Raw genomic sequence first — 19,649 nt, forward strand, 5'->3', positions numbered from 1 at the left:
GAGCCTGATTCACGGCATCGATGAAATCGCGAAGCGATTCCATCTCAACCGATCAGGCTCTAGGGGCAGCAGGGCGCCGTGCCGCCCTGGCAGCAGGCGGCCAGGGCGTCGCAGCAGGAGGCGACCGCGTGCAGCACCGCCTCTGGCGAGGCGGCGAAGGCGGCCGTGCCGGAGGCGAGCAGGATCAGGCCTGCGATGGCGAATGCGTTTTTCATTTTCAGAATTCCAAGATTGATTGAGTGTCTGTGTCGATTTGGGCGTGCGCCGCTCAACGCGGCGGCGGATCGTCCCTGTCGACGACGACAGACGTCAGTCTTGGGTGGCGGGTAAGATAGGCGACCGGCGCGAAGCTCATGACTTTGCTGGTCGTAATGGGCGGGGTCAGCAGGGCGTGGCAGATGACCGCGCAATCCTTGGCGCACAACAGCACGCCCTTGTTCGGCGCCTGATCGCTGGGGCCGCCCATGTCCATGTCGGCGCAATCGGCGGACGCGACGGGCGTAGAAGCGAAGGCGGGGGCGGCGAAACTGACCGTCGAGACCATGAACATGGCGAACACCGCAAGCGCGGCGCCAGCCAGGGCGATCATGTGTCGGCGGACGGATTTCATCTCGGACCACTGAATGCGGTATCAGGGCGAAAATGCCAATGGGCCTGAATGTCCAAGGCGCGCCGCCAGACGTGGCGGCGATTGTTTTGAGGGCGGCTCTGTGACCCATTTTGTTTTGATCCACGGCGCATGGCATGGCGGCTGGTGCTGGGCGCGGACGGCGGGCCTGCTTGAAGCCGCTGGCCATAGGGTCACCGCGCCGACCTTGAGCGGGCTGGCCGAGCGGGCCGGTCAGGTGTCGCGCCGCATCAACCTGACCACCCATGTCGATGACATCGTCGACCATGTTCGCGGGCTGGGCGATCAGCCGGTGATCCTGGTCGGGCACAGTTACGGCGGATTTCCCGCGACGGCGGCGGCGCGCAGGCTGGGCGGGCAGGCGCCGCACCTGGTGCTGCTGGACGCCTTCCTGCCGGCGGCGGGGGAGATTCTGCTGGACCACGCGCCCGCGCTGATCGCGCCTTATCGGCAGGCGGCGGATGCCGATGAGGCCTGGAACATCCCGCCCATTCCTTCGGCGGCGTTCGGCGTGGGGATTGAGGATCAGGCCTGGGTCGATGCGAAGCTGACGCCCCAGCCGGTCGAAACCTATTTCGAACCCGTTGTGCTGGCCGATGCGCCGACGGGGCAGCGCCAGACCTATATCCGCTGCGGGCAGGCGCCGGGCGATCTGCTGGCGGCGTCGGTTCGGCGGGTGCGCTCGGACCCCGCCTGGTCCTATGTCGAGATCGATGCGCCGCATGACGCGATGATCAGCCATCCTGATCTGCTGGCGCAGGCGCTGCTGGACGCGGATGACCAGGCGCAGAATTGAAAACGGCGGCCCCGTGAGGAGCCGCCGTTTCCTTTAGACGTGTGCTGAGATCAGCCGACGGTCTGGAGCTGGCCAGCCGATTCCTTGCCCGAACGCTTGTCGCGCTCCAGCTCGTAGGAAACCTTCTGGTTTTCGTCCAGGCCGCGCAGGCCAGCAGCTTCAACAGCCGAGATGTGGACGAAGACGTCCTTGCCGCCGTCGTCGGGTTGGATGAAGCCGTAGCCCTTGGTCGGGTTGAACCACTTAACAGTGCCGGTAGCCATTTGTAGACCTCCGTTAGAAGTTGACCGAGGGAACGTCCCTGCGGCCTGTCGGGTCTGAATGGAGCGGCCTGGACTCGTGCGTTCGCAGAGAGAGTGGGCGTTACGCAGAGAGATCGACGAAGGACATTTGCACAGGTCTTTGCGAGAAATGCAAGCGGGACCGAAATGACTCATATTGTGAAGTTTAGGGAACAGTACAGCTTCTGACGCGTTAAGTATTTCTAGGAAAGGCTCAAAATATGAACCGTACCCATGTGGTCGAACGCGCGTATCAGCTGGCACGCACTGCCGAATGCTTGAATACCGGAGATGTTGTGAAGGCCCTGTCGGCCGAAGGCTACTCCGGCGCGGAAATCTCTCATTTTCAGGGCAGCTCGATCCGGGCCGACCTGAACCGAATTTCCAAGCTGCCGAAGGAAAGTCCGGCCTCTGACGCCGCCTGAAGACCGTTACTGTAACAAAAATCAAGATCGCGTGGGGGCGTCGCCAAGCGTGTTCCGTCGCGTTAATCTGGCGCAATGGCGCTTCTGGACTGGATGAGCGATGTGTCCGGGCCTGTTGTCCGGGGGGACGGCGTGCTGCTGCGGCCGCCGCGCGTGTCCGATTATCCGGCGTGGTCGGCGCTGCGCGAGGCGTCGCGCGACTATCTGCAGCCGTGGGAGCCCGCCTGGGCCGAAGACGACCTGACCAAGCCGGCCTTTCGGCGGCGGCTGTCGGTCTATGGGCGCGAGATGGAGCTGGGCAACGCCTGGCCCTTCTTCGTGCTGAGCCCGGACGGCAAGACCCTGTACGGGGCGGTGACCCTGTCGAACGTGCGCCGCGGCGTCGCCGAGATGGGCACCCTGGGCTACTGGATCGGCCAGCCCTACGCTGGACAGGGGTTCGGCACCGCAGGCGTTCGGGCGATCGTCGGCTACGCCTTCGACAAGCTGAAGCTGCATCGGCTGGAGGCCGCCTGCCTGCCGACCAACGCCGGCTCGCGCCGCGTGCTGGAGAAATCCGGCTTTCGCAACGAGGGCCTGGCGCGGGCTTATTTGAAAATTAACGGCGAGTGGGCAGATCATCTTCTGTTCGGCCTGATCGAGGACGAATACGATCGCGACGGTCGTCCCTCGTCCTGACAAAGGGTCCCTACGCTTGAACCCCCGATCCAGATCGCTGGCCTGGGACGCCACCACCGCCATCGAGGCGTTGGCGGCGGCCGATACGGCTCTGTGGGTCTGGACCCCGGCTGAAGACCAGATCCGGTTCACGGGCGCGACGCGGTCGCTGGGCCTGGGGCCGTTGGCGCCGGAATGTTCGGCGGCGGGCTTTGTCGCCTCGGCCCTGCCGCAGGATCGGTCGCTGGCCGAGAAGATGCTGAAACCCTCGGAAGAGGGGACCGAGATTTCGGTCCGCCTGCGGATGCGCGGCGCGGAGACCTGCCTGTGGCGCGGGGTCTGGCTGGAGGACGGGCTGCGGGCGGCGGGCGTGGTGGCGCTGGAGAACAAGTTCGCGGGCTCCGACCTGGATACGCTGACGGGCCTGTTGGATCGCCGCGCCTTTCTGGCCCGGGTGACCGAGGTGCTGGTCGCGCCCGGCGAATATGAGATGGTGGTCGGCGACGTCGACCGACTGCGGCGCCTGAACGAGGCGCTGGGTCATGAGCGGACGGACCTGGTTCTGTCAGCCCTGGGCTCGCGTCTGGCGGCGGCCTTTTCCCAGGACGCCTCGGCGGCCCGGATCGGCGAGGACGAGTTCGCCATCATCGTGCCCAAGACCGCCTCCCACACCAGCTATCGGATGCGCGAGGCGCTGGAGCAGCCGCTGCGGGTCGCGGGTTTTGACATCTATCCCACCGTCTCCATCGGCGCCGTGGTCGTCGAGGGCGGGCCGGACGCCCCGGACGCCGCCGAGCTGCTGCGCCGGGTCGAACTGGCGGTGGAATCGGCCAAGGGCGCGGGGCGCGGCGGATCGGCCGCCTATGGCCGCGCGCTGGAGAGCGACAGCCTGAGCCGTCTGGCGCTGGAGGCGGATCTGCGCAACGCCTTCGTGCGCGGCGAGATCGTGCCCTTCTTCCAGCCCATCGTGAACCTGAACAGCGGCGCTGTGGCGGGGTTCGAGGCCCTGGCCCGCTGGCGTCACCCCCGGCGCGGGCTGGTGCCGCCTGATGAGTTCCTGACCCTGACCGACGAGCTGGGCATGATGAACGAACTGGGCCTGCTGATGATGACCCAGTCGGCGCGCCAGCTGGCGGACTGGATCGCGCGGCACCCGACATCGGGCAAGCTGTTCTGCAGCGTCAACCTGTCGGTGGGCGAGATCGAACGCGCGCATCTGTGCGAGGATGTGGAGCGGATCATCAAGGAGACCGGCCTGCCGCGCGGCGCGCTGAAGTTGGAGGTGACCGAGGGCGACATCATGCGCGACACCGCGCGCGCGGCCGAGGTGCTGCAGTCGCTAAAGGACGTCGGGGCGTCGCTGGCGCTGGATGATTTCGGCACCGGCTTCTCGTCGCTGTCCTATCTGGCGCGCTTGCCCTTCGATACGCTGAAGATCGACCGCTATTTCGTCCTGACGATGAAGAAGGACGAGGGCTCTGCCAAGATCGTCAAGTCCGTGGTCAATCTGGGCCGCGACCTGTCTTTGGAAGTGGTCGCCGAAGGCGTCGAGAACGCCGAACTGGCCGGCCTCCTGCTGGACGCCCAGTGCCACTACGGCCAGGGCTTCGGCTACGCCCCCGCGCTTCCGGCCCAGGAGGCCGAGGTCTATCTGGCCGAAAGCCTGGCCGACGGATCAGCGCCGATCAAACAGCGCTCGGCCTGACGCCTAGCGGCGGCGCCCTGCGCGCGCCCGGTCGATGGCCACCACCTCCGCAGACGACCCGGACCTGGGCATCGACCCGCCGTCGGGACCGGCGTCCTGCTGCTGGCCGAAATAGCGGGCGGGGCTCACGCCCATCATTCGTTTGAACATAGAGATGAAGGCGCCGACATTCTGGTAGCCCAGGTCCAGTGCGACATTGGTGACGCTGGCCCCGGTCGCCAGCTTCTGCAAGGCGATGCCGACATGCAACTGCTGGCGCCATGTGCTGAACGGCATGCCCGTCTCATCGCGGAACAGGCGGCTCAGGGTGCGGTTGCTGGCCCCGACGCGGGCGCCCCATTCGTCGATGGTCAGGCGCTGAGCAGGGTCGTCCAGCATGGCCAGGGCGATGCGGCGCAGGCGTCGGTCCGTCGGCAGCGGAAGGTGAAGCGGCTCTTCCGGGGCGGCGGCCAGCTCATCAATCAAGACGCCGATCAGGCGTTCCTCGCGTCTCCCCGTCTGGTCGAAGCCGCCGCCGCGCGCGAACCGCAGGATCAGTTCACGCAGCAGGGGCGGCACGAAGATGATGCTGCATTCGATCTTCAGCGCCGCCTCAACCTCAGGCGAGAGATGCAGGATGGCCATGGATATCTGGCCGACGAAACGGGCGCTGTGGGTGGCGCCGCCCGGTATCCAGATGGCGCAGCCCGGCGGCACGGTCCAGACGCCGGACTCCACCTCGACCGTGATGGCGCCGCTGATGACGTGCAGCAGCTGCGCCTTGCGGTGGGCGTGGGGATAGGCCTCCTGCATGGAGTTCAGCACCCCCACGCGGCCGATCACGGCGCCGTCGATCCGGTCAGGATCGCCGTCGTGCCGGAATGGGCGATCATCCTGCATTGCGTCTCCTCAGGTCAGGCCGCTCTTGCCCTGGGACCAATAGGCCTTGGTTCTGACGGCGAACGAAGGCCCGCGCATCCGGTGCAGGCGCTGGATGGATCGGGCGTTGCCGGTCAGGGCCAGCCCGTCCTCGGCGCCCGCCCGCGCCAGCAACGGCTGCACCTCCGCCAGATGGGCCATGTCCGCACGGCGCGCAATGACATGGGCGTCCTGCAGGCCGACGGCGGCCAGGGTCTGTCGCAGGCCGGATGCGTCATCGGCCTCAAACACGCATTGGCGGCCGCGCGTCTCATCCAGCCCGGCTGACAGGGCGGTGGCGATCGAGGTTTCGTCGCCGAACAGCAGACGTGCGGTCCCTGCGGCAGGCGGATCAATCGAGGCGGCGGGACCGACCAGGCCGCAGGTCGCGCCCTTGCCGACCTCCCACGCCCATTCGCTGGCCAGACCCTTGCCGTGAATGTGGAACAGGAAGCGCACGCCGTCGGCGCGACGGCTCCAGCCGAAGGGGGTGTAGGTGCGCCCGGCCAGGCTCTGGTCGAAGATCAGGCTGGCGCGCTGGCCCGGACCCCAATGGGCGCCCTCCACGGCGGGACCGGCCAGATCGACGATGACGAAGGGGCCAGGCAGGCGTTCGACGCGCGTGACATGGGCCGGCTGCATCATCTTGCGGATCAGGCCGCGCTCGATCAGGCCCGGGCGACGGCCTTCGGGCCGGTTTTCCCGCGCGGGCGCCGGAAGGGGGGCGTTCATGCGTTGGCCCCGCTCAACAGGGCAAGGCGAGGGGCGAGGGGCGTCAGGGTGGTGCTGCCCAGCGGCCGGGCCAGTATGCTGACGCGCGACGCCACCACCCCATAGCCGTGATGGTCGGCGATATCACCCAGCAGGCGCGTCAGGCGGTCGTCGACGAAATCGAACACTCCGCCTTGAGACAGATCGACCAGATGGCCGTGCTGGTCCCCTCGGTCCGCTTCGAACCGCAGTGCGCCGTCGCCGAAGTCATGCTCCTGAACCAGTCCGGCCTGACACAGCACCCGCAGGGTCCGATAGACGGTGGCCAGCGACACCGGCACGCCGCGTTCACGCAGGCGCAGGTGCAGGATTTCGGCGGTGGGGTGGTCGGACGAGGCCGCCAGCAGGGCGATGATCGAGCGCCGCTGGGGCGTGACGCGCGCGCCTGCGCGGGTCAGCGTCTCCTCTAGACTGTGCGGCATCGGCGGTCCTCGGCGTACTGGAAAACGACCAGCAGAACCTAGGGCGGACCGCCGTGGGCAGCTTCGGCGAATGCGTCAGATGATTACGCGAACCCGCCAAATGGAGCGGGCAGCGCGGGCCGGGATCAGCGGGTTTTGGACTTGGGCACGGACACCAGGGTCACGCCCTCGAACTGGCCGACGACGCGGCCCAGGCTGATGACGCGCGGGTCGTTCATGGCGTCGGACGGGCAGCCCAGCAGATCAGCGCTGTCGTCCAGCAGTTCGGAGGTGGCGAAGGTCTCGCCCAGCAGGCGGCAGGGGCCGTCCGGATAGGGATAGCCCTTTTCCATGATCCGCAGGCCTTCGGGGAAGACGAACGGGGTGTCGTGCACAGGCCCGGTCGCGCAGCCCGCCAGCAGTCCCAGACCGGCCAGAAGCAGAATTCGACGCATGAAACGCACCCCGTTGGTAAACAGCGATCATATTGGCGGCGGCGAAGGCCGTCGTCGAGACATGTGCCCGCCACGGCCAAGCTTGTCCACCATCTAGCCAGACCCGCGTGTATCGCACACAGTGTCCGTCATGACCGATGCCAGACTGGAAATCGCCGCAGGCTTCGCCACCGCCCAGGGCCCCAAGCCCGACAATCAGGACTTTGGCGGGGTGCATCTGGGCACGGCGACGGAGCAGCGCGAGCATGGCGTGGTCGCTGTGATCGCCGACGGGGTGTCGGGATCAAAGGCGGGGCGGGCGGCGGCGGAGCTGACGACCCGCAGCTTCATCGACGGCTATCTGGACCAGAACCCGCTGAACGGCATTGCGGCCAACGGCATCAAGGCCCTGCGCGGTTTCAACCGCTGGCTCCATTCCCGCGGGCGGATCGATCCGGCGATGGAGGCGGCGGCGACCACCTTCACCGCCCTGATCCTGCGCGGGCGCGAGGCGACGGCCCTGCACGTCGGCGACAGCCGCGCCTGGCATTTCCGCGACGGCGTCCTGACCCGACTGACCGAGGATCACACCCGCGCCCAGGCGGGGATGGGCCATGTGCTGTACCGCGCCGTGGGGATCGAGGCGGATGTGAAGCTGGACGTGCGCCATGTCGGCCTGCAGCCGCACGACCGGCTGCTGCTGACGACGGACGGGGCGCACGGGCTCCTGTCGGATGAAGCCATCGTGCGCCTGCTGGGGCGGCGCGGATCGCCCGACGCGGACGCCAAGGCGATCGTGGCGGCGGCGACAGAGGCCGGAACCCGCGACAACGCCACCGCCATCGTCATCGACGTGGTTCAGACCGGCGCGCCCGACTGGGAGGCGATCACGGCCGAGGCCGAGGGGCTGGTCATCCAGCCCCCGCCCGAGGCCGGTGACAATGTCGATGGTTTCCATCTGACGCGGTTGGTGGCGGACGGGCGCTATACGCGGCTGTTTCTGGCGCGCGACACGCTTGCCAAGGACGGGTTGGGCGACGCCGGGGCCGTGGTGCTGAAATTTCCCAAGACCGCCGTGGTGTCCGAACGGGGCGCGCGGATCGCCTTCCTGCGCGAGGCCTTCATCGGCCGCCGCATCGACAGCCCCCATGTCGGTCGGGTGCTGACGCTGGAGACGGGGCGGCAGGGGCGGCTCTACATCGTCCAGCCCTTTTATGCCGGAACCACCCTGCATCGGCGCCTGGCTGAGGATGGGCCGCCCGAAATCGCGCCGGGCATCGATATCGCCCTGAAGCTGGCGCGCGGGGTGGCGGCGCTCCACCGGGCGGGCGTGACCCACCGCGACATCAAGCCGGACAATGTGATCCTGGAGGCGGACGGCGGGCTGAAGCTGGTCGATCTGGGGGTCGCGCGCCTGCGCCGGGCCGAAGAATTCGCCGAGGCCGAGGCCCCCGGCACGCCCGGCTTCAAGGCGCCTGAAATGTATGACGGCGAGGTCGGCGACGCCGCCACCGACCAGTTCGCCCTGGGCGTGACCCTGTATCGGCTGTTCACCAAGACCTATCCGTGGGGCGAGGTTGATCCGAACGACGCGCCACGTTTCGACAAGGCGCCGACCCCGCCCAGCCGCCATCGCCCGGACATGCCCGCCTGGCTGGACGCCGCCATCCTGAGAGCGATCGCACCCAATCGCGACGACCGGTTCGACGATGTCGAGGAGCTGATCCGGGTGCTGGAGACCGGCAGCGCCGCCGCCGCCCCGCCGCCGCGAACCCTGTCGCTGATCGAACGTGATCCGGTCAGGTTCTGGCAGGGGGTCAGCCTGCTGCTGGTCGTGCTTTTGGCGATATCGCTGGCGACGCGTTAGCGCGCCTCAGGCCCTGCCGCCCTGGCTGGACAGTTGCGAGGCCTGGACGCCCATCTGGGCCAGGGCGCGCGTCCATTTGGTCTCGTGGTTGGTGTCGAAGATGATGTCCAGGTCCGCCTCGGCGGTCAGCCAGACGTTTTCAGCCAGTTCGTCCTCCAACTGACCCTCGCCCCAGCCGGCGTAACCCAGCAACAGGGTCGAGCGGCGCGGGCCGGACACATCGTCGGTCATGGCGGCCAGGGCCTCGCGCGTGCCGGTCATCGCCAGCCCCTCGCCGAACGGCAGGCTGTCGTCGCCGATCATCCAGTCGTCGGTGTGCAGCACGAAGCCGCGCTCGCGTTCGACCGGGCCGCCGACCAGTACGGCGCGGCCCACGGCCTGGGCCGGGGCGGGAGCGTCCAGCTTGTCCAGCACGGTCTTCAGGTCGACGCCGTCCACCGGCCGGTCGATGCGAAGCCCCATCGCATGATCCGACCCGTGGGCGCAGATCAGTATGACGGCGTGTTCGAAACGCGGATCGCTGATGCCGGGCATGGCGACAAGCAGACGGCCTGTCAGGGAGGAGGCGTCGGTCATGATGGTGCATCATCGGGTGGTTAACGGGTGCGTGCAAGCGCCTTGACGCTTGCGGACGCGCGGCATGGGTCTATGTGTCGCTCGCACGGTTTCATTTCCACCCAGACCTCCCCGGAGAGAGTTCATGACCATTCAGATCGGCGACCGCATCCCCGCCGCGACCCTGGCCCAGGCGACGGCTGAAGGCCCCAAGCCCGTCTCGACCGCCGAGATCTTCAACGGCAAGACCGTCGCCCTGTTCGCCGTTCCGGGCGCCTTCACCCCGACCTGTTCGGCGCGCCACCTGCCGGGCTTCAAGGATCATCTGGCCGACATCCAGGCCAAGGGCGTCGACACCGTCGCCTGCATCTCGGTCAACGACGCCTTCGTCATGAAGGCCTGGGCCGAAAGCCAGGGCATCGAGGACGGCTCCATCGTCATGCTGGCCGACGGCAACGGCGAACTGACCCGCGCCCTGGGTCTGGTGCTGGACGGCTCGGGCTTCGGCCTGGGTGACCGTTCGCAGCGCTATTCCATGCTGGTCAAGGACGGCACGGTTTCGCAGCTGAACATCGAACAGGGCGGCGAGTTCAAGGTGTCGTCGGCCGAGCACCTGATCGCTCAGCTGTAAGTATTTATGCGGGTGTTTATAACTCGCTTGGATTGTGTTTTATTGACCTGATCCCCCAACTTGGCCGTCGCTCTTCCCCTGGAGCGGCGGCCTTTTGCGTTGAGCCGTGATGACCGACGTCTTCTCAGCCGAAAAGCGCAGCGCCGTGATGCGGCGGATCAAGGGGCGTGACACCGCGCCGGAACTGGCCGTGCGCCGTGTTCTGAGGGCGGCGGGCGTCGGCTATCGGCTGGGCGGCTGCGGTCTGCCGGGCAGGCCGGACGTGGTGATGAAGGGGCGGCGCACCGTGATCTTCGTTCACGGTTGTTTCTGGCACGGACACGACTGCGCGCGCGGCGCCCGCCAGCCCAAGTCCAACGCCGACTACTGGATCGCCAAGATCAACCGCAACCGCGCCCGTGATGCGGCGGCGCAGACGGCGCTGGAGGCGGACGGCTGGCGCGTCCTGACCGCTTGGGAGTGCCGGATGAAGACGCCGGGCTTCAACCAGGCGCTGGTCGGCGCCGTTCGGGATCAGGCGGCTTCGGCGGCGTCCGACTGACTGTTCGCCACATCATTGAGCACATGCTGCAAGGCGCCGATCAGGGCGGGCGGCGTCAGGGGCTTGGGCACGAAATAGGCCATGCCCGCGGCCTGGCAGGCGGCGATGTCCTCAGGGGCGGTGTCGGCGGTAACGGCGATGATCGGGGTGCGGGCGTTGGGGCCGGTCCCGGCGCGCAGGCGGCGCGTGGTCTCGCGCCCATCCAGCTCCGGCATCCGCACATCCATGAAGATCACGTCGAAGGCGGTCTCCGCGCATCGGTCCAGCGCGATCAGACCGTCGGCGGCGGTGGTGATCTCGCACCCCAGCGGCTGAAGGATCAACTGCACGGCGCGGCGGTTGATGTCGTGGTCGTCCACGACCAACAGGCGCAGCGGGCGCTCTTCGTCATCCTCGACAGTGTCCGGCGCATCAGCCGCGGCGTCGTCCGTCGGCGGCGCGAGCGTGTCCTGGGCGAGCGCAGGCGAGGCGGGCGCGGGGGCTGGAGCGGGGGTGTGGCCGGTGGGCTGGGCCGTGACTTCGAACTTGGCGGACGACAGGGCGCGGGCGATGGCCAGGCGTCCGTCGTCGATGGGCGCCGTCGTCGGCGCGGCGGCGCATTCGCCCTTGGGCAGGAACAGGGAGATGGTGAACCTGGCCCCTTCGCCCGGCGCGCTGCGGGCCGTCAGGCGACCGCCCATCAGCTCGACCAGATCGCGGCTGATGGCCAGGCCAAGGCCGCTGCCGCCGTGGCGGGCGCTGACGCCGTCTGCGGTCTGGTCGAAGGGGGTGAACAGGCGTTCCAGTTGTTCAGTGGTCATGCCAGGGCCGGTGTCGGCCACCTCGATCAGGATGGAATAGCCGGTCGGCTCCTCGGCCCAGGCGTCCAGACGCAGGGTGATGGCCCCGGCCTCGGTGAACTTCATCGCATTGGACAGCAGGTTGTTCAGCACCTGACGCAGCCGCATCGGGTCGCCGCGCACCGAGGCGGGCATGTGGTTGGCGCCCTCCAGGCGCAGCCGCAGCCCCTTGGCGTCCGCCGCGCCCCGCCACAGACGCAGCGTCTGGGCCAGCATGATGCGCAGGTTGAAATCGACCGTCTCGACCGTCATCCGGCCCGCGCCGATCTTGGAATGGTCCAGCAGGTCGTCCAGCAGGGCCTTCATCATCAGGCCGGCGTCCGAGATCAGGCTGGCGTTGGCGCGCGACTGCGGGTCGCTGGCCTTCAGCTCCGACGCGCCGGTCAGGATGGCGCCGATGGGGGTGCGCAGATCATGGCCGATGGCGGCCAGGAAGGCGGTGTGGTCCGCCAGGTCCGCCTCGGCCTTGAGGCGCAGGCGGTCCGCCTCGGCGTGGATGCGAATCTGGGCCTCTGTGACCTCGCTCATCCGCTGCCAGCTGATCAGGATGTAGAGGGTGTAGAGGACGATGGAGGCGGTGACGGTGGTGATCAGGGCCGGGGTGGCGCCATAGGCGGCGGCGAAGAAGGGCGTGGCGGCCAGATAGAGCAGCTGCGGCGTGATGGTCGAGACCAGCACGGCAAGAGAGCGCGGCGAGTTCATCATGGTGAACAGCATCACCGCCGGCAGCATGACCGAGGCGCAGACGCCGCCCAAGGGTCCGCCAATCAGCCACATCGGCACCGCCAGAGACCCGAACAGGGCGGCGTTCATGAACAGGCACAGACAGCCCAGAATCTTGCGGGCCAGGCCGATCTCCTGGGGCTCAGGACGGTTGACCGGGGCGAAGACCGCCAGCTCCACGCCCTGCGCCAGCGCATAAAGCACAGCCCAGCCGACGCTGATCGGCCAGCCCATCATGGGTGCGACAACAAGCGCCACACCGCAGCCCAGCGTCAGGCGCTGAACCAGGGTGCTGCGGCGATGACGGACAGCGGTCGTCCAACCGCCGGCCACCGTCTCGTCGGTGATCAGCTTAGGCATTCTAGCCCCCAAGGTGCGGCGTGTTTTCGGCCGCTTGTCCTTAAGGTCTCATAACGACACTAACGCACCGTCAACGCGAGGCGTTGACAGCCTCAGAGACTGTGGAAAACCCGTCTGCGCGCAGGCGGGCGGCCAGATCACGCTTGATGCGGCCGACCAGTCCCGGCCCCTCATAGATCATGGCGGAGTAGATCTGGACCGCAGAGGCGCCCAGCCGGATGCGGGCGTAGGCCTCGGCGCCGCTGTCGATTCCGCCGACGGCGATCAGGGGCAGGCGGCCTTGTGCGGCCTCGGCTGCGGCGCGCAGGGCCTTTTCCGCAAACGGCCGCACGGGCGCGCCGGACAGGCCGCCGGTCTCGTGCGCCTGGGCCGAGCGCAGGGTCTTGGGCCGCTCCAGCGTCGTGTTGGACACGATCAGGCCGTCGATGCGGTGCGCCAGCGAGGCCTCCACGATCATGGCGACCTCGTCAGAGATCAGGTCGGGCGCGATCTTCAGGAAGACGGGGACGCGCGCCGCGCCGTCGACCGGGCGCGCGGCGTCGATCCGGCCCAGCAGGTCGTCCAGCTGCTCACGACCCTGAAGGGCGCGCAGGCCCGGCGTGTTGGGCGAGGAGATGTTGACGGTGAAATACGACGCGCGTCCGGCCAGCCGCTGCAGACCGGCGACATAGTCGGCGGCCTTGTCCTCAGTGTCCTTGTTGGCGCCCAGATTGGCGCCGACGACCACGTCTTTCGGCCGGTTGTCCAGACGGGCGGCGAAGGCGTCGAGGCCCGCGTTGTTGAAGCCCATCCGGTTGATGATCGCCCGATCTTGCGTCAGGCGGAATAGGCGCGGCTTGGGATTGCCCGGCTGGGCGCGCGGGGTGACTGAGCCGCATTCGACAAAACCGAAGCCCAGACGCGACAGGCCGCGCAGGGCCTCGCCGTTCTTGTCCAGACCCGCAGCCAGGCCCACCGGATTGGGCAGGATCAGACCCGCGAGGGTCGTGTGCAGGATCGGATCGTCGGCGGCGGGCGCGGGCAGGGGGGCGAACCCCAGCCCCTTGATCGCCAGCTGGTGCGCCGTCTCGGGGTCGAGGTTGCGCAGAATGGCGCCGCCCAGGTCGATCACGCTCATGCCGCGTCCTCAAAGATGATTTCGCCGTCCGTCGTCACCGAGAGCCTGCGCGAGGCCGTGACCGCCGTGACGGGCAGGGGCGCATACAGATGCGGGAACAGGGCGCCGCCGCGCGACGGCTCCCACACCAGATCATCGCTGAACCGGGTCAGGTCCACGCTCAGCATCAGCAGGTCCGCCTGCCCCGCATAGTGTTTGTGCAGGGTCTCGGCCAGCTGGTCCTCGGTGGACATGTGGATATAGCCGTCGGCCAGATCGACGGCGGAGCCTTCGTAGCGGCCCTCGGCCACCGCCGCGCGCCATTCGTCGGCGGCGACCACCTTGTAGGCGATGTCGGTCATTGGGCGCCCAGCGAACGCGGCGTCAGGAAGCCCTCATAGGTGCAGCGTCCGGCCACATCGACGGTGAACAGGGCGGCGGCGCCCGGCGGGAAACCGCCCGCCATCCGGTCCAACACGGCGGGAGAGGCCGCGCTCTCGGTCAGGTATTCGACGGCCAGCACATGGACGCCCGGATTGTGCGCCAGCACCAGCAGGCAGCCCGCCTCTTCCTCGCTGTTCTCGACAAGGCGGCGGATCACGTCGGACGGGGCGTTGTAGAGGGCGGGCTCGTAGCGGATTTCGACGTCGCCGAAGCTGTCGTGCATCTGCTCCCAGGTCTCGCGCGTGCGGACGGCGGAGGAGATCAGGGCCAGGTCCGGCTTCAGCCCCCGTTCCGCCAGGGCGCGGCCCATCAGGGCGGCTTCGCTGCGGCCGTTGGGGGCCAGAGGGCGGGCTTCATCGCCGCCGGCAGGGGCGGAGGGCTGCGCCTGAGCGTGCCGCATGAGGATCAAACGATGCATGAGCCTCGCCATAAGGCCGTTCGCCTCCGCTCGCCAGTCGCCACGGTGGTCAACTCCGCGTCAGCCATCGCCATTTCAAGCGTCAGGGGCGGGGGTGCGGGCGATGGGCTGGGGCGTCAGGTTCGGATTGCGGACGCGCTGGGCATGGCCGCTGGGCCGCAGTCGGGCATAGGTCTGACGCGACGCCTCTAGCAGGATCAGGCCCGCCGCGCCCGGCGCGACACGACGTCCCACCTGTTCGAACCCGTCCGCCAGCGACAGCAGCGGGGTCCACGGCGGCACATACAGGGTCTGGGACCAGGCTGCGGGCTCCAGCCCCGCCTCGCGCACCAGCCGCTCCAGCTGACGGCGGGTGAAGGGACGCCCGTGGCCGAAGGGGGTGTTCTCGGCTCTGGCCCACAGGCCGCCGCGCGCCGCCGCGACCAGGATGATCCGCCCCGTCGGCGCCAGCGCCCGCACGGCCTCGGTCAGCAGGGCGGCGGGGTCATCCGCCTCTTCCAGCGCATGGATCAGCAGGATGCGGTCGAACGATCCGGCGGCGAAGGGCAGGCGGCGGTCATCGACCAGCAGGGTGCGGTTGCGCCCGACCGTGGGCCATTGTTCGACGCCCTGACCGCCCGGCATGGCCGCGACCACGCGGCGGGCGCCGACAAAAGCGTCCAGCCAGGGCGTGGCGTATCCGATGCCCAGAACATCGCTGTTGGTCGCCTCGCCCCAGGCGTCGTTCAGGCGTCGCGCCAGCAGCCGACGCACCAGCGCGCCGGTCGGCTCGCCGTAGAAGGTTCGAAGCTCGTCGATGCTGCGCCGCATGGGATCACTATAGGCCGCAGATGGGCGGGACTGCTAGAATGCGCGCATGACCCTGGATGTTCACCTGTTTGCCTGCCGCAGCGACAACTACGGCTTTCTGATCCGCGACACGGCCACCGGCCAGGTCGCCACGGTCGATACGCCGGACGCGGCGCGGATTCTGGAGGAGTTGGAGAAACTGGGCTGGGGGCGGCTGGACCTGATCCTGAACACCCACTGGCACCCGGACCACACCGAGGGCAACGAGCGGCTGAAGGCGGAGACCGGCTGCGAGATCGTGGGGCCGGAAGAGGTGCGCCGCGTCGCCCCGCTGGACCGCGCGGTCGCAGGCGGGGATGTGGTCGAACTGGGCCAGACGCGGTTCGAGGTGACGGACACGCCCGGCCATACCCAGGGCCACGTCGTCTTCCGTTCGGTCGAGGAGGGCGCGGCCTTCGTCGGCGACACCCTGTTCGCCCTGGGCTGCGGGCGGATCTTCGAAGGTTCGCCCGAGCAGATGTGGTCCAGTCTCCAGACCCTGGCCGCCTGGCCGCCCGAGACGGTGATCTGGTGCGCCCACGAATATACGGCGGCCAACGCCCGTTTCACCCTGACGCTGGATGACCTGCCCGAGATGCAGGCCTATGCCGACGCGATCTTTGCGGCGCGTGAACGGGGCGAGGCCACTGTGCCGACCACCATCGCGACGGAGCTGAAGTTCAATCCGTTCCTGCGGGCCAGGGACGCCGCCGACTTCGCCGCGCGTCGGGCGGCCAAGGACAGTTTCTGATCCTGATCAGCTCGGCATCAGGGCGCGGATCACCAAGGCTGATGACGGACGTCCGCTGACGCCGCGCGCCGGATCGACGATGACCCGCAGTTCGCCGCGCATATAGGTGACCGAGGCGCGGTCGCCCTCGGCGATGGTGATCTTGCGCAGGCGGCTGACCTGTTCGCGGGTCGAGGGGCTGCGGGCCACGCGGATCACGGCGTCGGTGGTGACGATCAGGGCCTCGACGCACAGGGCCTCGGACTGGCTGCCCGCCAGGTCGATCTGGATCAGACGGCCCAGCGCCTCGCTGACCAGGCCGCTGCGACGGGCCATCAGGTTGAACAGCTGGATCGGACCCAGGTCCGGCGTCTCCAGACGCGTGGCCTCGCCCGCCAGCGAGACGGGCGACCCCTGGGGCGTGCGTGTCGAATACAGGGTGATGCCGCCGTCGGAGGTGACGCGCAGAATTTGGTCGCCGTTGTCGTTGCGGTAGATGATGTCGCCGCGCGGGGCGGCGGTCGGCCGCAGCACCCAGACCTCTGCGGACCGCTCGAACCGCAGCAGCGGTCGGGGGCCCGAGCTGTCCAGCACGAACGCCTGCCCGGCGCCGGAGACATAGCGTCCGCTCTCCGGCGTGCTGCGACGTGTCTGCGCCGCCGCGTCGCACGCATAGATTGTGAGGGCGAGTGTCAGCAAGGCGACGATGGCGGTGAGCCCCATCGCCGTCAGGCCTGGCGATTTTTTCGCCGTGACAGTCGCCGTCAACTTCATGAGACTTTGGATGAAACCCGCACGAGGCGGATTTTAGGCGAAGGTGCGATTCAGCCGACCAGGTATTGACCGCCGTTCAACGAGAGTGTGCAGCCTGTGACATATCCGGCACGCTCTCCGACCAGCCAGGACACCATGTCGGCGATCTCCTCGCCCTTGCCCAGTCGCCCGACGGGAATCTGGCTGATGATGGCGTCCAGCACCTTGGCGTCCATGGCGCCGACCATTTCGGTGTCGATATAGCCGGGCGCGATGCAGTTGACGGTGACGCCCTTGCGCGCGTTCTCCAGCGCCAGCGCCTTGGTGAAGCCGATCATCCCGGCCTTGGCCGCGGAATAGTTGGTCTGGCCGATCTGGCCCTTCTGGCCGTTGATCGAGGAGATGTTGACGATGCGGCCGTGGCCCCGGTCGCGCATGCCGTTGATGACCTGGCGCGTCATGTTGAAGACGCTGTCCATATTGACGCGGATCACGTCGGACCATTGGTCGTGGCTCATCTTGTGGAAGAAGCCGTCGCGGGTGATGCCCGCATTATTGACCAGGATATCGATGGGACCCAGCTGGTCCTCGACCTCCTTCACCGCGCGGGCGCAGTCTTCGAAACTGCCGACATTGCCCTTTACGACGGTGACGCCCAGCGCCTTGGCCGTCGCCTGCGCGGCCTCGTCATTGCCGGAATAGCCGGCGGCGACGCTGATGCCGTCCTCGCTCAGTCTCTGAACAATGGCCTTGCCGATGCCCCTGGTGCCGCCGGTCACGAAAGCTACGCGCGCCATGATTGTTCCTTGTCCCTTGTTGCCCGTCTGTGCGGGATCACAGGTTTAAAGGTGTAACGACGCACAGGTTGCACGCAAGAACCGATTTCCGTTACGGAAACCGGCTCCTTCAGCATCTTGGCTCAGACGGACGTTTGGCCGCAGGCTCAGGCGGCCAGTTTCTCCATGTCCAGCACGAAGCGGTAGCGGACGTCGGACTTCTCCATCCGCTCATAGGCCTCGTTGATCCGGTCGGGCGCGATCAGTTCGATGTCGCAGGCGATGCCGTGCTCGGCGCAGAAGTCCAGCATCTCCTGCGTTTCGCGGATGCCCCCGATCAGCGACCCGGCGATGCGGCGGCGGCGGCGAAGCAGCGGCAGGGCGAAGACCGGCAGGCCCTCGGTCGTCAGACCCAGCATGACCATGGTGCCGTCGCGCGCCAGCAGTTGAACATGGTTGGCGATCTCATGCGTGGCCGAGACGGTGTTGATGATCAGATCGAACTTCTCGGCCGCCGCCTTCATCGCATCCTTGTCGGAGTTGATCAGGAAATGTTTGGCGCCCATCCGCTCGGCGTCGGCCTTCTTGCGGTCCGAGGTCGACAGAACCGTGACCTCGGCGCCCAGGGCGGCGGCCAGCTTGACCGCCATGTGGCCCAGCCCGCCCAGGCCGATCACCGCGACCTTGGATCCTGGCCCGACCTTCCACTCCCTCAGCGGCGACCAGGTGGTGATGCCCGCGCACAGCAGGGGGGCTGCGGCGTCCAGCGGCAGGCTGTCGGGAATGCGCAGCACATAGTTCTGATCGACCACGATGGCGTTGGAATATCCGCCCTGGGTGATGGTCTGGCTGACGGCGGCGCCCTTGGGGTCGGGCGAGCCATAGGTCTGGGTCATGCCCGGCACGCAATACTGCTCCTCACCCTCGACACAGGCGGGGCAGGTGCGGCAGCTGTCGACCATGCAGCCCACGCCGACGCGGTCGCCTTCCTTGAAACGGGTGACATTGGCGCCGACCGCCGTGACCACGCCCGCGATCTCGTGACCCGGCACGATGGGATAGCGGGTCCCGCCCAGATCATTCTTGGCGATATGCAGGTCCGAGTGGCAGACGCCCGAATATTTGATGGCGATGGCCACATCGTCCGGCCCCGGATCGCGCCGCTCGAAGCTGTAGGGCGACAGCGGCTGGTCGGAAGCGGTCGCGGCGAAGGCGCGCGTGGCGATCGGCATGGGGAAGTCCTTCAGGCTTGGCGGGAAGCGAGCCTCAGATGTGGCCCGCCCCGACCGACCGCAAGACGACGCCCGGTCTATTTCAGCTTGGCGATCAGCGCCTGGGCCGCCGCCGGGTTCCGGACCTTAGCGCCGGAGATGAAGTAGGCGAAGACGTCGCCGCGCTTGGCCCAGGCTTTCGCCTGTTTCGCCACGGCGTCCAGTTCTTCGCCGGTCATGCCGATGGGTTCGTCCTCGCGGCTGGACATCAGGCGGGCGTAGGTGAAGTCGGCGGTCGCCTCGTCGATCTGGGGCCAGGTCGGCTCCTCGTCGTCGACGGCATAGACGATGGCCGCGCCGTACTGGCGGGCCAGATCATAGAACTGCTCGGTGGCGAAGCTGGGATTGCGAACCTCCAGCGCATGACGCAGCCGCACCCCGTCCTTCTCCTTGGGCAACAGCTTCAGGAAGCCTTCGAAATCCACGGGGTCGAACTTTTTCGTCCCCATGAACTGCCAGTTGATCGGCCCCAGCTTGTCGCCCAGCTCCGTCAGCCCCTGCGACAGGAACTTGTCAAAGCTTTCGCCGCCTTCGGCCAGCACCTTGCGATTGGTGCAGTAGCGGCTGGCCTTGACCGAGAACACGAAGCCGGCGGGGGTCTCGTCGCGCCATTTGCGCCAGCTGTCGGGCTTGAAGGTCGAGTAATAGGTGCCGTTGATCTCGATCGAGGTCAGCTTGGACGCGGCGTATTCCAGCTCGCGTTTCTGGACCAGGCCGTCGGGATAGAAGACCCCGCGCCACGGTTCGAAGGTCCAGCCGCCGATGCCTGCATAGATGGAACCTGACATGGCCGCGCCTCTTTGATCGCCGCTGAAATGATCC

General features: G+C 67.7%; 25 protein-coding genes. 8 read left to right on the forward strand and 17 right to left on the reverse strand.

The window, feature by feature from the left end; genetic code table 11:
• Positions 1-59 precede the first annotated feature (59 nt).
• Both JKF87_RS00995 and JKF87_RS01000 read right to left on the reverse strand, forming a co-directional pair.
• Entirely contained in the window at positions 60-215 is a 156-nt protein-coding gene (locus JKF87_RS00995; protein WP_201096519.1) for a hypothetical protein, read from the reverse strand.
• Positions 216-268: 53 nt separating this feature from the next.
• Positions 269-610: a hypothetical protein gene (locus JKF87_RS01000; RefSeq protein ID WP_201096522.1), complete on the reverse strand. Its 342-nt coding sequence runs from the start codon at positions 608-610 to the stop codon at positions 269-271.
• Between the two features lie 100 nt (positions 611-710).
• On the opposite strand from JKF87_RS01000, the gene JKF87_RS01005 reads away from it, so the two are divergent.
• Positions 711-1,424 (forward strand): alpha/beta fold hydrolase, encoded by a 714-nt coding sequence (locus JKF87_RS01005; RefSeq protein WP_201096523.1) that lies wholly within the window; start codon positions 711-713, stop codon positions 1,422-1,424.
• Positions 1,425-1,474: 50 nt separating this feature from the next.
• Here JKF87_RS01005 and JKF87_RS01010 read toward each other — a convergent pair whose 3' ends face one another.
• Positions 1,475-1,687, reverse strand: coding sequence for a cold-shock protein (locus JKF87_RS01010; RefSeq protein ID WP_166622634.1), 213 nt, complete (start codon positions 1,685-1,687; stop codon positions 1,475-1,477).
• Positions 1,688-1,926: 239 nt separating this feature from the next.
• Between JKF87_RS01010 and JKF87_RS01015 the strand changes: the two genes are divergently transcribed.
• From JKF87_RS01015 to JKF87_RS01025, 3 genes are all read left to right on the forward strand, one after another.
• Positions 1,927-2,130, forward strand: coding sequence for a hypothetical protein (locus tag JKF87_RS01015; protein ID WP_201096526.1), 204 nt, complete (start codon positions 1,927-1,929; stop codon positions 2,128-2,130).
• A 75-nt stretch (positions 2,131-2,205) separates the two neighbouring features.
• Positions 2,206-2,808: a GNAT family N-acetyltransferase gene (locus JKF87_RS01020; RefSeq protein WP_201096528.1), complete on the forward strand. Its 603-nt coding sequence runs from the start codon at positions 2,206-2,208 to the stop codon at positions 2,806-2,808.
• A gap of 16 nt (positions 2,809-2,824) precedes the next feature.
• On the forward strand, positions 2,825-4,492 hold the full coding sequence (locus JKF87_RS01025) for a putative bifunctional diguanylate cyclase/phosphodiesterase (RefSeq protein WP_201096530.1): 1,668 nt from the start codon (positions 2,825-2,827) through the stop codon (positions 4,490-4,492).
• Between the two features lie 3 nt (positions 4,493-4,495).
• Here the strand turns inward: JKF87_RS01025 and JKF87_RS01030 are convergent, their stop codons facing one another.
• The 4 genes from JKF87_RS01030 to JKF87_RS01045 all read right to left on the reverse strand — a co-directional run bounded on the left by JKF87_RS01030 (position 4,496) and on the right by JKF87_RS01045 (position 7,016).
• A complete protein-coding gene (locus JKF87_RS01030; protein ID WP_201096531.1) occupies positions 4,496-5,371 on the reverse strand; it encodes an AraC family transcriptional regulator in 876 nt (291 codons plus the stop codon).
• A 9-nt stretch (positions 5,372-5,380) separates the two neighbouring features.
• The gene (locus tag JKF87_RS01035; protein WP_201096532.1) at positions 5,381-6,121 is read right to left on the reverse strand and encodes a siderophore-interacting protein; all 741 of its coding nucleotides are present in this window, start codon (positions 6,119-6,121) and stop codon (positions 5,381-5,383) included.
• Positions 6,118-6,582 carry a Fur family transcriptional regulator gene (locus JKF87_RS01040; RefSeq protein WP_201096533.1) on the reverse strand — a complete coding sequence of 155 codons (465 nt, stop codon included), beginning with the start codon at positions 6,580-6,582 and terminating at the stop codon, positions 6,118-6,120. The genes JKF87_RS01035 and JKF87_RS01040 overlap by 4 nt, the downstream gene beginning before the upstream one ends.
• A 125-nt stretch (positions 6,583-6,707) precedes the next feature.
• Complete coding sequence (locus tag JKF87_RS01045; RefSeq protein WP_201096534.1) at positions 6,708-7,016, reverse strand: hypothetical protein; 309 nt, start codon at positions 7,014-7,016, stop codon at positions 6,708-6,710.
• Between the two features lie 130 nt (positions 7,017-7,146).
• On the opposite strand from JKF87_RS01045, the gene JKF87_RS01050 reads away from it, so the two are divergent.
• Positions 7,147-8,862 carry a bifunctional protein-serine/threonine kinase/phosphatase gene (locus tag JKF87_RS01050; protein WP_201096535.1) on the forward strand — a complete coding sequence of 572 codons (1,716 nt, stop codon included), beginning with the start codon at positions 7,147-7,149 and terminating at the stop codon, positions 8,860-8,862.
• A 6-nt stretch (positions 8,863-8,868) separates the two neighbouring features.
• Here the strand turns inward: JKF87_RS01050 and JKF87_RS01055 are convergent, their stop codons facing one another.
• Positions 8,869-9,438, reverse strand: a complete 570-nt coding sequence (locus JKF87_RS01055; RefSeq protein WP_201096536.1) for a YqgE/AlgH family protein — start codon at positions 9,436-9,438, stop codon at positions 8,869-8,871.
• A 124-nt stretch (positions 9,439-9,562) separates the two neighbouring features.
• On the opposite strand from JKF87_RS01055, the gene JKF87_RS01060 reads away from it, so the two are divergent.
• Together JKF87_RS01060 and JKF87_RS01065 are read left to right on the forward strand one after the other, a co-directional pair.
• The gene (locus JKF87_RS01060; RefSeq protein WP_201096537.1) at positions 9,563-10,048 is read left to right on the forward strand and encodes a peroxiredoxin; all 486 of its coding nucleotides are present in this window, start codon (positions 9,563-9,565) and stop codon (positions 10,046-10,048) included.
• Positions 10,049-10,157: 109 nt separating this feature from the next.
• Positions 10,158-10,589 (forward strand): very short patch repair endonuclease, encoded by a 432-nt coding sequence (locus JKF87_RS01065; protein ID WP_201096538.1) that lies wholly within the window; start codon positions 10,158-10,160, stop codon positions 10,587-10,589.
• Here the strand turns inward: JKF87_RS01065 and JKF87_RS01070 are convergent.
• From JKF87_RS01070 to JKF87_RS01090, 5 genes are all read right to left on the reverse strand, one after another.
• A complete protein-coding gene (locus JKF87_RS01070; RefSeq protein ID WP_201096540.1) occupies positions 10,562-12,511 on the reverse strand; it encodes a hybrid sensor histidine kinase/response regulator in 1,950 nt (649 codons plus the stop codon). The two genes, JKF87_RS01065 and JKF87_RS01070, sit on opposite strands and share 28 nt — an antisense overlap.
• Positions 12,512-12,581: 70 nt before the next feature.
• A complete protein-coding gene (locus JKF87_RS01075; RefSeq protein WP_201096542.1) occupies positions 12,582-13,628 on the reverse strand; it encodes a quinone-dependent dihydroorotate dehydrogenase in 1,047 nt (348 codons plus the stop codon).
• Positions 13,625-13,969: a DUF952 domain-containing protein gene (locus tag JKF87_RS01080; RefSeq protein ID WP_201096544.1), complete on the reverse strand. Its 345-nt coding sequence runs from the start codon at positions 13,967-13,969 to the stop codon at positions 13,625-13,627. The genes JKF87_RS01075 and JKF87_RS01080 overlap by 4 nt, the downstream gene beginning before the upstream one ends.
• Positions 13,966-14,469 (reverse strand): SixA phosphatase family protein, encoded by a 504-nt coding sequence (locus tag JKF87_RS01085; RefSeq protein WP_201096546.1) that lies wholly within the window; start codon positions 14,467-14,469, stop codon positions 13,966-13,968. Before JKF87_RS01085 ends, JKF87_RS01080 begins: the two co-directional genes overlap by 4 nt.
• A gap of 75 nt (positions 14,470-14,544) precedes the next feature.
• Positions 14,545-15,279, reverse strand: coding sequence for a class I SAM-dependent methyltransferase (locus JKF87_RS01090; protein ID WP_201096547.1), 735 nt, complete (start codon positions 15,277-15,279; stop codon positions 14,545-14,547).
• A gap of 46 nt (positions 15,280-15,325) precedes the next feature.
• Between JKF87_RS01090 and gloB the strand changes: the two genes are divergently transcribed.
• Entirely contained in the window at positions 15,326-16,048 is a 723-nt protein-coding gene (gene gloB, locus JKF87_RS01095) for a hydroxyacylglutathione hydrolase (RefSeq protein ID WP_201096549.1), read from the forward strand.
• Between the two features lie 6 nt (positions 16,049-16,054).
• Here the strand turns inward: gloB and JKF87_RS01100 are convergent, their stop codons facing one another.
• The 4 genes from JKF87_RS01100 to JKF87_RS01115 form a co-directional block, all read right to left on the reverse strand.
• Complete coding sequence (locus tag JKF87_RS01100; protein ID WP_236261008.1) at positions 16,055-16,750, reverse strand: DUF4908 domain-containing protein; 696 nt, start codon at positions 16,748-16,750, stop codon at positions 16,055-16,057.
• 101 nt (positions 16,751-16,851) lie between these two features.
• Positions 16,852-17,577: an acetoacetyl-CoA reductase gene (gene phbB, locus JKF87_RS01105; RefSeq protein ID WP_201096553.1), complete on the reverse strand. Its 726-nt coding sequence runs from the start codon at positions 17,575-17,577 to the stop codon at positions 16,852-16,854.
• A gap of 146 nt (positions 17,578-17,723) precedes the next feature.
• Positions 17,724-18,788 (reverse strand): NAD(P)-dependent alcohol dehydrogenase, encoded by a 1,065-nt coding sequence (locus tag JKF87_RS01110; protein ID WP_236261009.1) that lies wholly within the window; start codon positions 18,786-18,788, stop codon positions 17,724-17,726.
• A 77-nt stretch (positions 18,789-18,865) separates the two neighbouring features.
• The gene (locus JKF87_RS01115; protein ID WP_201096555.1) at positions 18,866-19,615 is read right to left on the reverse strand and encodes a DUF72 domain-containing protein; all 750 of its coding nucleotides are present in this window, start codon (positions 19,613-19,615) and stop codon (positions 18,866-18,868) included.
• Between the last annotated feature and the right edge of the window lie 34 nt (positions 19,616-19,649).

It is taken from the genome of Brevundimonas nasdae, from assembly GCF_016654005.1.
GTDB classification, from domain to species: domain Bacteria; phylum Pseudomonadota; class Alphaproteobacteria; order Caulobacterales; family Caulobacteraceae; genus Brevundimonas; species Brevundimonas nasdae.